The organism is Streptomyces sp. NPDC049541 (genome assembly GCF_044465725.1).
In the GTDB taxonomy this organism is placed as follows: Bacteria; Actinomycetota; Actinomycetes; order Streptomycetales; family Streptomycetaceae; genus Streptomyces.
Genome location: NZ_JBITLY010000001.1, coordinates 1,255,589 through 1,268,272 on the forward strand (window position 1 = coordinate 1,255,589; position 12,684 = coordinate 1,268,272).

Consider the following 12,684-nt stretch of genomic DNA (forward strand, 5'->3'; position numbering starts at 1 on the left):
CGTCAGCGTAGCAAATATTTCGTTCGGCCGAACTAAGTACTTGCGATCGCGGATGTGTCGATGCAAGTCTTTCGTTCGTCCGAACGAAATAAATCTGGACTCGACGACGTCCGGACCCAACGGGAGACGCCATGACCACCACCCTTGCCATGTCCCCGCCCACCGAAGCGGATCCGTATCCGCGCCGCTGGGCCGCCGCCGTCGTGATGATGATCGCGGCACTGATGGACCTGCTGGACGTCACGATCGTCAATGTGGCGATCCCGTCCATCGGACGTGACCTGCACGCCACGCAGAGCGAGCTGCAGTGGCTGGTCTCCGCCTATCTGCTGGGCTTCGCCGCCACACTGATCGTCTCCGGGCACCTCGGGGACCGCTTCGGGCGCCGCGGACTGTTCCTCGCCGGCACCGCGGGCTTCGGCCTGGCGAGCCTGGGGTGCGGCCTCGCCCAGACGCCCGGCCAGCTGATCGCCGCACGGGCCGTGCAGGGCGTGCTGGCGGCGGTGCTGGTTCCGCAGGTGCTCGGCTCGTTCCGCACCCTGTTCACGGGCAAGGAGCGCGGTGCGGTGTTCGGGATGTACGGGGCCGTCGCCGGGTTCGCCTCGGCGGTGGGGCTGCTGCTGGGCGGGCTGCTGACCGATGCCGATCTGTTCGGCTGGGGCTGGCGCTCGGTGTTCCTGGTGAACGTGCCGGTGGCGGTGGCCACGCTGGTCGCGGGCCTGGTGTTGGTGCCGGCCACGAAGGAGCGGTCGGCGGGGCGGCCGGATCTGCTCGGGAGCGCCGTGCTGGCGGCCGGGCTGGTGGCGATCGTGCTGCCGCTGGTGCAGGGCCGGGGGAACGGATGGCCGGTGTGGGGCTGGTTCTGCCTCGCCGCGGGCGTCTGCGCCGTCGCCGGGCTCGGAGTGTTCGAGGCGCACCGGCGTGGTGCGGGGACGGTGCCGCTGCTGCCGGCACGGGCGTTCCGGCTCCCCGCGTTCTCGGTGGGTGTGCTGGTGCAGCTGCTGTTCTCGGTCGGCATGCAGGGCTTCTTCCTGGTCTTCGCGCTCTGGCTGCAGGGCGGCGAGCGGTACACGCCGATGCAGGCCGGAGTGGTGACCGTGGCCTTCTCGGCCGGCAGCTTCCTCACGGCGCCTGCCGCGGACGCACTCGCGGTGCGGTTCGGGCGCCTGGTGCTGGGGGCCGGCGCCCTGATGATGGCCGCCGGTCTTGGCTGGGTGTGGGCAGCGGTCACCGACGCGCCCGCCGCACACACCGGCGCCTGGCCGCTCGTGCCGGGCCTGGTGGTCGCGGGGGCCGGACTGGGCTTCCTGGTGGTGCCCTTGGTGAACGTGGTGCTGTCCGCGGTGCCGGCGGAGCTGGCGGGCGGGGCGTCCGGGATCTTCTCCACGGCACAGCAGTTCGGGGGCGCGCTCGGAGCGGCGGTCGTCGGAACCGTGTTCTTCGACCACGCCGGGAACGGCCTGACGGGCGCACTGACGGCGGCGATGCCGTGGGTGACGGGGGCGTTCTTGGTGTGCGCGGCGCTGTGCGCGGCACTGCCACGCCGGGCGGTGTCTTCCGGCCCGTCCGGAGCGTGAGGCACTTCAGCCCGTCCGGCGCGTGAGGCACTTCAGCCGTCCGGCGTTTGAGGACCAGGCCGTTCAGGCCGAACGGGGCCTGGGGGGCGGAGCCCCCAGGCCCCGCTGCAGCGCCGGGAGCACAGCAGTACCCCTAGGTGTCACATTCCAGCACCGTCCGGCACAGCGCACACCGCGCGCGCACGCGCCCGCGTACCGGCACCCGGATCTTCTGATGGCAGGTCGGGCAGGGGAACGAGACACGCAGCCGGCCGCCGCCGTCGGGGGTGAAGGTGTAGGGCACGCCGGGCTGCGGCCCCGGGGCGTGGCGGCGGTCGCGGGCGTAGCGGCGGCGGCCCGCCCAGCCGGCGCCCGTCAGCGGGGGCTGCTGCTCGTCGTGGCGGGCCTCGGCCATGCCCCGCGTGTAGGCCTCGTAGGCCTGGGGGCTGGTGAACCAGATCGACGGGTCCTCGTGGAAGACCAGTGCGCGTTTCGCCAGGACGTAGCCGAACTCCTCGGGGGTCAGATAGCCGAGCTTCTGGGAGGACGTCGAGTCCTCCCGGTAGGCGTCCAGCAGCAGCCAGCCCGCGCCCAGGTAGGTCGTCGCGGTGTCCGTGAGGATCTCGTTGTCGCGGGTGCCGGGGAAGGACAGGTCCAGGCGGTGCAGATACACGTGCATGATCTCGTGCGCCAGGGCGGCGCCGATGTCACGGCGATGGGTGCGGAAACGGTCGTTCAGCTCCACGAAGTACTCGGGTCCCGCGGCGAGTTCGACGTTCGCCGCGTGCTGCATCTCGCGGAAGCTGACGATCAGCCGGGCGTCCGGAAGCCGGTAGTGGTGCACCAGCTCGCGGGCCACGCGCTGTGCGCCCAGATAGAGGTCGTCGGTGTCGCAGAAGGCCACATCGGCGGGCAGGACGCTGCTGGAGAAGGTCTGGATGGTGTCGTACGACAACCGTTTGTAGAGCGCGGTGATGGCGGCCCGCACCGTCTCCAGGTGTGGGTAGCCGTGCTCGACCGGTCCGCCGTTCGCCACGCCCGAACCCCCAAGACGCCCTGAACCCGATTCCACTGTACGAGGAGGTGAGCGGATTTACCCCCGCTCGCCCGCCCCGTCGACCAGCCCGCCCTGAAGATCGTTGGAGGGACCGAGCCGGACAGGGAGCGCTGGCGCCCGCCGACCAGTAGCGGCCCAGGTTGAACCCGTTGACCGACACGAACCCTCGGGTCCGGCCCGGCAGTTGCCGCACGGGCTGCGCGAAGTCCTCGGCACGGGGCCCGCCGCGTCGGCATGCCGCCCGTCCGCTTCCGCGCCCGGCAGTACCGCGCCGTCCTCGGCGGCTGGAGCAACCGCGTCTCCGGCCCCGACGATCCACCGATGATCGAACCCACCGCCGCCACGTAGGCTGGGCGCTCATGACCACCAGCAACACCGGCACCCGCGACGTCGACCCCGCCGTCCGCGAGGAACTCGCCCGGCTGCGCGACAGCATCGACAACATCGACGCAGCCGTCATCCACATGCTCGCCGAACGCTTCAAGGCCACCCAGCAGGTCGGCCACCTCAAGGCCGCACACAGACTGCCGCCCGCCGACCCCGCCCGCGAGGCCCGCCAGATCGAGCGGCTGCGCGCCCTCGCCGAAAGCGCCAAACTCGATCCGGCGTTCGCTGAGAAGTTCCTGAACTTCATCATCGCCGAAGTGATCCGCCACCACGAACGCATCGCGGACGACGCCGTGAACGGCTCCGCAAAAACGGCGAATTGACCTCGCTCGATGCCCCGCAGGACGTGACAGGAGGGCCCGCACAGGGCATGCTGCGCTGTGCACTCCTTGTCAGCTGACGGCCACGGCACGTCAGCACCTCGGACATAAGCTGGTTGTCCACGCGGGAGGGACGACGGGCCATGCCGGAAGCCAAGATCCTCATCGTGGACGACCACGAGGACACCCTGTACGCCCTGGAGAGCGCCCTGGCCCCGCTGGGCTATCAGCTGGGCCGCGCCACCAACGGCGACGAGGCCCTCAAGCAGGTGCTCCGCGGACAGGTCGGCCTCCTGCTGCTCGACGTCCGCATGCCCGGTGTCAGCGGCCTGGACGTGGTGCGCTACATGCGCCGCGTGGAACAGACCCAGCACATCCCGGTCATCCTCCTCACCGGCTTCGGCCCCGACCAGTTACTGACCTCCACCGCCTTCGCCCTCGGCGTCGCCGACCTCGTCATGAAGCCCATAGACCCCTGGTCGCTGCGTACCAAGGTCCGCTACCTCTACGACGCCCACCGCCGCCACCTCGCCCTCGAGCAGGAGATCCGCGAACTGCGCGCCCTCGTCAAGGACCACACCGACGCCGATGTCCCCGCCCACCGCCCGGCCGCCCTGCGCCACCCCGACGCCCGCCTCCCCGTCCAGCGCCTGAGCCAGGCGCACGACGGGGAGCTCGAAGAGGAACGGACATAGGGCGCGTACCGGTCCGCCCCTGTGCCTTGTCAGTGCCATCGGGCAGCATTACCTGCATGTCCGTTCTGACGCGCGACGAAGCGCAGACCCGTGCCAAGCTCCTCGACGTCCACCGCTACACGATCGACCTCGATCTGACCACCGGCGACGAGACCTTCGACTCCCGCACCGTCATCCGCTTCACCGCGCGCACGGACGCCGACACCTTCATCGAGCTCAAGCCCGCCCAGCTGCGCACCGCCGCCCTCGACGGACAGCCCCTCGACCCGGAAACCCTCGACGGCAACCGGCTGCCCCTGAAGAACCTCACCGCCGGCGAGCACGAACTGCACCTCGACGCGAGCATGCGCTACTCCCGCACCGGCGAGGGCATGCACCGCTTCACCGACCCCACCGACGGCGAGACCTACGTCTACACCCAGCTGTTCATGGACGACGTCCAACGCGTCTTCGCCGCCTTCGACCAGCCCGATCTCAAGGCCGTCTTCGACCTCACCGTCACCGCCCCCGAAGGCTGGAGCGTCCTCGCCAACGGCATCACCGAACACCTCGGCGAAGGCCGCTGGCAGGCAGCCTCCACCCCCCTGATCCCCACCTACCTCGTCGCCGTCGCCGCCGGCCCCTGGCACTCCGTGCGCACCGAACACCGCGACCTGCCCTTCGGCCTGCACTGCCGCCGCTCGCTCGCCCCCCACCTGGACGCGGACGCCGAGGAACTCCTCGAGATCACCAAGCAGTGCTACGACCGCTACCACGAAAAATTCGAGGAGCCCTACCCCTTCGACTCCTACGACCAGGCCTTCGTCCCCGAGTTCAACTCCGGCGCCATGGAGAACCCCGGCCTGGTCACCTTCCGCGACGACTTCGTCTACCGCTCCGCCGTCACCGACACCGAACGCCAGACCCGCGCCATGGTCATCGCCCACGAGATGGCCCACATGTGGTTCGGCGACCTCGTCACCCTCCGCTGGTGGGACGACATCTGGCTGAACGAGTCCTTCGCCGAGTACATGGGCTACCAGACCCTCACCGAAGCCACCCGCTTCACCGACACCTGGACCGACTTCGGAGTCGCCCGCAAGGCCTGGGGCTACGACGCCGACCAGCGCCCGTCCACCCACCCCGTAGCCCCCGAGAACGTCAACGACACGGCCTCCGCCCTGCTCAACTTCGACGGCATCTCCTACGCCAAGGGCGCCTCCGCACTACGCCAACTCGTGGCCTGGCTCGGCGAGAAGGACTTCCTCGCCGGCATCAACACCCACTTCGCCCGCCACAAGTTCGCCAACGCCGCCCTCGCCGACTTCATCGACTCCCTCGCCTCCGCCACCGAACGCGACGTCCACGCCTGGGCCGACGCCTGGCTGCGCACCACCGGCGTCGACACCCTCACCCCCGTGGTCACCCCCGCCGACGACGGCACCTGCACCCTCACCGTCGAACACACCGGCAGCCGCCCGCACCACATCGCCGTCGGTCTCTACGACCCGGACGTCGCCGACGAGGGCCGCCACCTCATCCTGCGCGAACGCCTCGACCTCGACATCCCGCACACCACACCCGAGCCCCTCGGCAAACGCCCCGCCCTGCTCCTCCTCAACGACGGCGACCTCAGCTACGCCAAGATCCGCTTCGACCCCGTGTCCTTCGAAGCCGTCCGCACCAGCCTCTCCGGCCTGCCCGACCCCCTCACCCGCGCCGTCGTCTGGAACGCCCTGCGCGACGCCGTGCGCGACGGCCAGCTCCCGCCCACCGCCTACCTGGACACCGCCCGCACCCACCTCCCGTACGAAACCGACCTCGCCCTCGTCCAGGGCGTCCTCGCCTTCGCCGCCACCAGGGTCGCCGACCGCTACCTCACCTCCGAACAGCGCCCGGCAGCCCTGACCACCCTCACCTCCCTGTGCCGCGACCTCATCCGCCGCACCGAGGACGGCGACCACCCCGGCCTGCGCCTGATCGCCGTACGCCACCTCATCGGCGTCGCCGCCCACCCCGACACCATCGCCGCCTGGCTCGCCGACGGCACCGTCCCCGGCGGCCCCGAACTCGACCCCGAACTGCGCTGGCGCGTCCTCGCCCGCCTCGCCGTCCTCGGCGCCACCGACGAGCAGGCCATCGCCGCCGAACTCGACCGCGACCCCTCCGCCACCGGCCAGGAAGGTGCCGCCCGCTGCCGCGCCGCCCTGCCCGACGCCGAGGCCAAGGCCAGGGCCTGGCAGGCCATGTTCGGCACGGACGAGCGCACCGACCTGTCGAACTACCTCTTCACCGCCACCGCCCGCGGCTTCTGGCAGCCCGAACAGGCCGACCTGGTGCGCGAGTACGTGCCCCGCTACTACGAGGACGCCGTCGCCGTCGCCGCCCGCCGCGGCCCCGCCATCGCCACCGCCGTCGGCCGCTGGGCCTTCCCCGCCCACGCCGTCGACACCGAGAACCTGCAGCTCGGCGAAGAGTGCCTCGACACCGCCGACCCGATCCCCGCCCTGCGCCGCACCCTGGCCGACGAACTCGACGACCTGGCACGGGCGTTGCGGGTGAGGCAGGCGTAGGACCGGGGACCTACGACGTCGCGGGTGCGGCTGGTCCCCGACGACGATGCGGGGAGCTGATCGTCCTTCCTAGGCTCGACCGGGCGAAGGACGATCAGCCCGAACTCTCCTCAGGAGGCACCCCGTGATCGTAGTGACCGGCGCCACCGGAAACGTCGGCCGTGCCCTCGTCGAACGCCTCGTCGCCGACGGGCGGCCGGTGCGGGCCCTGACCCGTGATCCGCAGCGGGCCGAACTGCCCGCCGGGGCCGAGGTGGTACGGCTCCAGCACGACCGGCCCGAGGCCCTGTTCGAGGGAGCGACCAAGCTCTTCCTCTACGTCCAGGCCGGCACCGACCTGCCGGCGGCGGCCCGCGCGGCCGGTGTCCGGCACGTCGTCCTGCTCTCCTCCGGGATCATCCAGGACGGCGCCGACGAGACCCACCCCATCCACGTCATGCACGCCACCGTCGAACGGGCGATCCGCGACAGCGGCCTGGAGTGGACCTTCCTGCGCCCCAACGCGTTCGCCACCAACGCCCTGCACTGGGCACCGCAGATCCGCAGCGGCAACACCGTGCGCGGCGTCTTCGCGGGCGGGCTGAGCGCCCCCATCCACGAGGACGACATCGCCGCCGTCGCCGAACGCGCGCTCCTCGACCCCGGCCACGAAGGCGCCGTCCACCGCCTCACCGGACCCGAGGCGATCAGCAACGCCGATCAGATCGCCACCATCGGCCGGGTGATCGGACGTGACCTGGACTTCGTCGAGGTGGCCCCGGACCAGGCCGGACCCGAACTCTTCCCGCACCTGCCGCCGCAACTGCGCGAGAGCCTGCTGGCTTCCTTCGCCGCCACCGTCGGCGTCCCCCCGGAGATCACCACCACCGTCGAAAAGATCACCGGAACCCCGGCCCGCACCTTCGCCACCTGGGCCGAAGACCACGCGGACGACTTCCGGGCCTGACACCGGGCGGCCCCCTACCCAAAGCCCCCAATACCCCAACACCCCACAAAGCCCCTGAACCGCAACACGTTTTCCCCGTAGGAAACCCGTAAGGACACCCTTTCGGGTTCCGATCGTTGAACCTCCCGGGCACGCGCACGCAACCACCGACAAGCTGGAACCCCCTCTGCCCGCGCGCCCGGGAGGAACCCATGAGCACACCGAGCCTGGCCTCCGGCCCCGAAGGCCCCCACGCCCTGCGGCCGCTGCTCGACACCGTGCTCCAAGCACTCGACGAGGGCGCGCACGCACGCGGCGGCCCCCTGCCCGCCGGCGGACCAGCCGCCGTCGCCGCACGCCTACGGGCCGCCCTCGGCGACGTACTGCCACAACACGGCGACCCCGACGCCCTGCACACCCTCGTGCACGCCCTCGCCGAAGGCGCCGCCGACCCCGCCGACCCACTGTGCGCCGCCCATCTGCACTGCCCGCCCCTCGCCGTCGCCACCGCCGCCGACCTCGCTGCGAGCGTCCTCAACCCCTCCCTCGACTCCTGGGACCAGGCCCCCGCGGCCTCCGAGCTGGAGACGCTCGTCACCCGCGCCCTCGCCGCCGAGATCTACGCAGGAGCAGCCACCCCGCCCTCAGCCGACGCCCTGATCACCACCGGCGGCACCGAAGCCAACCAACTCGCCCTCCTCCTCGCCCGCGAGACACACGGCACCGGCCTCCGCCTGATCTGCGGCGAGAGCGCCCACCACTCACTGCCCCGCGCCGCCTGGCTCCTCGGCCTGCCCGACCCCGTCACCCTCCCCGCCCCCCACGGCACCCTCGACCCCGCCGCCCTCCACGAGGCCCTCACCACCCTCCCCGGCCCCCACCTCGTCGCCGCCACCGCCGGCACCACCGACGCCGGACTCATCGACCCCCTCCCCGAGATCGCCGCCCTGTGCACCGCCCACCACGCCCGCCTGCACATCGACGCCGCCTACGGCGGAGCCCTCCTGCTCAGCGACCGCCACCGCACCCGACTCACCGGCCTGCACCACGCCCACACCATCACCATCGACCTGCACAAACTCGGCTGGCAGCCGGTCGCAGCCGGCCTCCTCGCCGTACGCGACCCCCACGACCTCACCGCCCTCCACCAGCACGCCGACTACCTCAACGCCGACGACGACACCGAAGCCGGCCTCCCCGACCTCCTCGGCCGCTCCCTGCGCACCACCCGCCGCCCCGACATCCTCAAGATCGCCGTCACCCTCAAAACCCTCGGCCGCACCGGCCTCGGCGCACTTGTCGACCAAGTCTGCGACCGGGCACAGGAGTTCGCCGCCCTCATCCAGGACCATCCGGGCTTCGAGCTCTACGACCGCCCCACCATCAGCACGGTCCTGTTCCGGCCCGCACACACCACCGACGACGCCGTCGCCGCCGTACGCCGAAGACTCCTCCACCAGGGCCGCGCCGTCCTCGGCCGCGCCCACCTGGACGGCCGCCTCTGGCTCAAAGCCACCCTGCTCAACCCCGACACCCGCCCCGACGACCTCGCCACCCTCCTCGCCCTCGTCGAAAAGGCCGCCGACGAAACCGCCTGAGCTGACCCGGCCGAGCGAAGCCGCCCGAGACGGAAGCCGCCCGCGAAGTCGAAGCACCACCCAAGACTGCGCAGACCCCGCCGAAGACCCGTGGAAGGAACCACCCCGATGAGCACGCCCCCGCACCCACACCACGAGCCCGACGCACCCCGCGACCTCGTCGGCATCGGCATCGGCCCCTTCAACCTCTCCCTCGCCGCCCTCGCCCACCCCCTCACCGGACTCGACACCGCCTTCTACGACCAGCGCCCCTCCTTCGCCTGGCACCCCGGCCTCCTCATCGACGGCTCCCGCATCCAAGTCCCCTTCCTCGCCGACCTGGTCACGCTCGCCGACCCCACCAGCCCCTGGACCTTCCTCAACCACCTCAAATCCCGGGAGCGCCTCTTCCCCTTCTACTTCGCCGAGCGCTTCCACATCCAGCGCGCCGAGTACGACACCTACTGCCGCTGGGTCGCAGCGGGCCTGCCCGGACTCCACTTCGGCCACCAGATCGACGCCGTCCGCTGGAACCCCGAACGCGACGTCTTCGAAGTCGACTACACCCAACTCGGCCCCGACGGAGAAGCCGAAGCCCTCGGCCGCACCCACACCCGCAACATCGCCCTCGGCATCGGCACGGAACCCCACATCCCCGACCCCCTCAAAACCCTCGTCGAAGCCCCCGGCGTACCCGTCGTCCACTCCGCCGACTACCTCGCCCACCGCGACACGTTCCGCACCGCCGACCACGTCACCGTCATCGGATCAGGACAGTCGGGCGCCGAAATCTTCCTCGACCTGCTCCGCGCCCGCCCCGCCGGACGCGAAAAAATCCACTGGCTCGGCCGCACCGAGGCCTTCGCCCCTATGGAGTACTCCAAACTCGGCCTCGAACACTTCACCCCCGACTACACCCGCTACTTCCACTCCCTCCCCGAAGCCGTCCGCGACCGCCTCGTCACCAGCCAGTGGCAACTCCACAAAGGCATCGACGCCGACACCATCGCCGCCATCCACGACGAGCTCTACCACCGCACCCTGAACGGCGGCTGGCCCGACGTCGTCCTCACCCCCGGCGTCCGCGTCCGCACCGCAGGCCGCCTCGCCACCACCAAAGTCGAACTCCACCTGGAACACACCCAGCAGAACTCCCGCACCCGCCTCACCACCGACGCCGTCATCCTCGCCACCGGCTACCGCGAACGCCCCCTCGACCGCCTCCTCGCCGGCCTCGACCCCTACCTGCGCCGCGACAGCCGCCACCGCCCCCGCATCGACGAACGCTTCCGCCTCGCCCTCGACCCCTCCATCAGCGCCGCCAACTGCCACATCTACGTCCAGAACGCCGAACGCCACACGCACGGAGTCGGCACCCCCGACCTCGGCCTCGCCGCCTGGCGCTCCGCCACCATCCTCAACTCCCTCACCGGCAAGGAGACCTACCCCCTCCCCGCCCGGACCGCCTTCACCACCTTCGGACTCGACCAGCAGCAACACCCCCACATCCCACGCGCCCGCCAGGCACCCGTCCTCACCCCCCTCGTCGACGACAGGCAATGAATGCGACGGCCTCCACGTCAACGGCGCCGGCGCACAAACCATCGCCGACGCCGTAGACCTGTCACCGCTCAACCGCTAGGCCCAAGCTCCAGGCCCAACCCTTAGAAAACCGGCACACCACCCCGCGTCAGCCGCCAGTCCACCGACGCGAAGTCCTTCGGATCCAGCACACCCTTCGCCGTCACCCACTCCGCGATCCGCGTCCGGATCTCCGTCGACTCCGACCACACCTCCTGCGCCGACGCCACATGCGGGAACGCACCACCGCCATTGGCCCGATAGTTGTTCACGGCGAACACGAACTTCTGCGCATCGTCCAACGCGGCTCCGTTATAGGTCACATTCCTGACCCGCGACCCCGCCGCCCGGGCGATATCGATCTCGTACGACAGCCCCGACACATAGTCGTAGTTGTAGTCCGGGCGGCCGTTCGCGTTCGTCAGCTTCTCCACGTCCACCACCGCGTCCGGCGCCGTCTGCACGAAATACTCCGCCGAATACTCCAGGTAGGCCTTGAGCTGCGCACCCGTCAGCACCTTCGCCACCAGCGTGTTGTCATACACGTACAGGCTCGACAGATCCCGGATCGTCACCTTGCCGGCCGGGATCTCCGAGGTACGGGAGAAGGGCGAAGCCTGCGCGATCACGGGCAGCGAGGCATACGAAGTGCCCGCCAGCGCCGCCTTGACGACGTCCTCCTGCACCTTCGTGATCAGATCGATGATCGGCACGTCCTTGTACCGTGCCTCGACCGTCGTCAGCGTCTGAGTCGCCGTACCGACGACCTGGTTGACGTACTCGACGACCTTCGCATGCTCGTCCGACAGCAGCTTGGTGATCTTCGGGTCGTCGGCGACGGTGTTGGAGTTGAGCACCCTCGACGAAACGGACTCCACGCTCCAGCAGCCCTTCGCGAAGACCAGCTCGATGTCGAACAGCGACAGCCGCTCCGCATACGCCAACGGCTCGGACAACACCACCGTCTTCCCGGTCCTGGCATTGGTGACCTTCAGCTCCGGGATCTCCACATGCGCATGACCCACCAGAATCGCATCGATGTCCGGCACCTGCTGAGCCACCAACGCGGCCGAGTTCTCGACATACGGCAGCTGGTCACCGTACGACGACGTCCCCGAGGAACCGGAGTGCGCCGAAACGACCACCACATCAGCGCCCATCGACTTCAGCTTCGGCACCCACTTCGCGGCCTGCTCCTCCAGACCCGGAAACTCCAGCTTGCCCTGCACATACGCCTTGTCCCAGATCGCAATACCGGGATTCGTCAGACCCAGCACCGCCACCTTCACCGGCGGCAACCCCGGCACCCGGAACTTCTTGATGACATACGGCGGGAAAGCCGGCCGCTGCGTCTTCGCATCCACCGCATTCGCACCCAGCAGCGGAAAATGCAACTGCTCCTCGAACTTCCGCAGCGTCTCGATGCCGTAGTTGAACTCGTGATTGCCCAGCGCCGCAGCGTCATACCCGATCGCATTCATCGCCTGCGCCATCGGATGCACCGGACCACCCTCCGCGGTGATCGGATCCACCTTCGCGTAGTAGTACGTCAGTGGGGTGCCCTGGATCGTGTCACCCGCGTCCAGCAGCAACGTGTTGCAGCGGCCCTTCTCCGCGCGCACCTGGTTCACCAGCGTCGAGATACGCGCCAGACCCTGCGCGTTGCCCGCCTTGTCGGAGTACTCCGCGTCCTTGAAGTAGTCCCAGTTGAAGACGTGGCCGTGCAGATCGGTCGTGCCCATCACGGTGAGCGAGTACCGCTTGGCGGGCTTCTTCGCCGCCGTGGCCTCGGCCGCCTGTGCCGCCGGAGCCGTGACAGCGCTCGCCACCGCCACCCCCGCTCCGGTCGCCGCGGACTTCTGCAGGAACTTCCGGCGGTTCAAGGGCATGTCCAGATCTCCTATGGGAAGAGTCAACAACGCGCGTAGATTCTGACCTGCGCATGACCGACCGCAACAGGTCCGGCAGGTTGCGATTGGATGACCGAAGCGGTCAACCACACGGCTCCAGCCGACCAAGAGGTGACAGAGTGGG

Annotated in this window: 9 protein-coding genes and 1 pseudogene; 8 read left to right on the forward strand and 2 right to left on the reverse strand. The window is 70.1% G+C overall.

Going from position 1 to position 12,684, the window contains the following annotated elements:
* Positions 1-131: 131 nt before the first annotated feature.
* Entirely contained in the window at positions 132-1,577 is a 1,446-nt protein-coding gene (locus tag ACIBW9_RS05730; RefSeq protein WP_398951516.1) for an MFS transporter, read from the forward strand.
* Between the two features lie 133 nt (positions 1,578-1,710).
* Here the strand turns inward: ACIBW9_RS05730 and ACIBW9_RS05735 are convergent, their stop codons facing one another.
* Positions 1,711-2,592, reverse strand: coding sequence for a hypothetical protein (locus tag ACIBW9_RS05735; protein WP_398951518.1), 882 nt, complete (start codon positions 2,590-2,592; stop codon positions 1,711-1,713).
* A 243-nt stretch (positions 2,593-2,835) separates the two neighbouring features.
* On the opposite strand from ACIBW9_RS05735, the pseudogene ACIBW9_RS05740 reads away from it, so the two are divergent.
* From ACIBW9_RS05740 to ACIBW9_RS05770, 7 genes and pseudogenes are all read left to right on the forward strand, one after another.
* A pseudogene (locus ACIBW9_RS05740) lies at positions 2,836-2,961 on the forward strand (AraC family transcriptional regulator); the annotation flags it as partial.
* An 11-nt stretch (positions 2,962-2,972) separates the two neighbouring features.
* Positions 2,973-3,323 (forward strand): chorismate mutase, encoded by a 351-nt coding sequence (locus ACIBW9_RS05745; RefSeq protein WP_099928096.1) that lies wholly within the window; start codon positions 2,973-2,975, stop codon positions 3,321-3,323.
* Positions 3,324-3,463: 140 nt separating this feature from the next.
* Complete coding sequence (locus tag ACIBW9_RS05750; protein WP_398951521.1) at positions 3,464-4,015, forward strand: two-component system response regulator; 552 nt, start codon at positions 3,464-3,466, stop codon at positions 4,013-4,015.
* Between the two features lie 56 nt (positions 4,016-4,071).
* Entirely contained in the window at positions 4,072-6,567 is a 2,496-nt protein-coding gene (gene pepN, locus ACIBW9_RS05755) for an aminopeptidase N (protein WP_398951523.1), read from the forward strand.
* Between the two features lie 124 nt (positions 6,568-6,691).
* Positions 6,692-7,513: an NmrA family NAD(P)-binding protein gene (locus tag ACIBW9_RS05760; protein WP_398951525.1), complete on the forward strand. Its 822-nt coding sequence runs from the start codon at positions 6,692-6,694 to the stop codon at positions 7,511-7,513.
* A gap of 191 nt (positions 7,514-7,704) precedes the next feature.
* On the forward strand, positions 7,705-9,090 hold the full coding sequence (locus tag ACIBW9_RS05765; RefSeq protein WP_398951527.1) for a pyridoxal phosphate-dependent decarboxylase family protein: 1,386 nt from the start codon (positions 7,705-7,707) through the stop codon (positions 9,088-9,090).
* 108 nt (positions 9,091-9,198) lie between these two features.
* The gene (locus ACIBW9_RS05770) at positions 9,199-10,632 is read left to right on the forward strand and encodes a lysine N(6)-hydroxylase/L-ornithine N(5)-oxygenase family protein (protein ID WP_398951529.1); all 1,434 of its coding nucleotides are present in this window, start codon (positions 9,199-9,201) and stop codon (positions 10,630-10,632) included.
* Positions 10,633-10,733: 101 nt separating this feature from the next.
* Here ACIBW9_RS05770 and ACIBW9_RS05775 read toward each other — a convergent pair whose 3' ends face one another.
* Entirely contained in the window at positions 10,734-12,539 is a 1,806-nt protein-coding gene (locus ACIBW9_RS05775; RefSeq protein WP_398952123.1) for a bifunctional metallophosphatase/5'-nucleotidase, read from the reverse strand.
* Positions 12,540-12,684 lie beyond the last annotated feature (145 nt).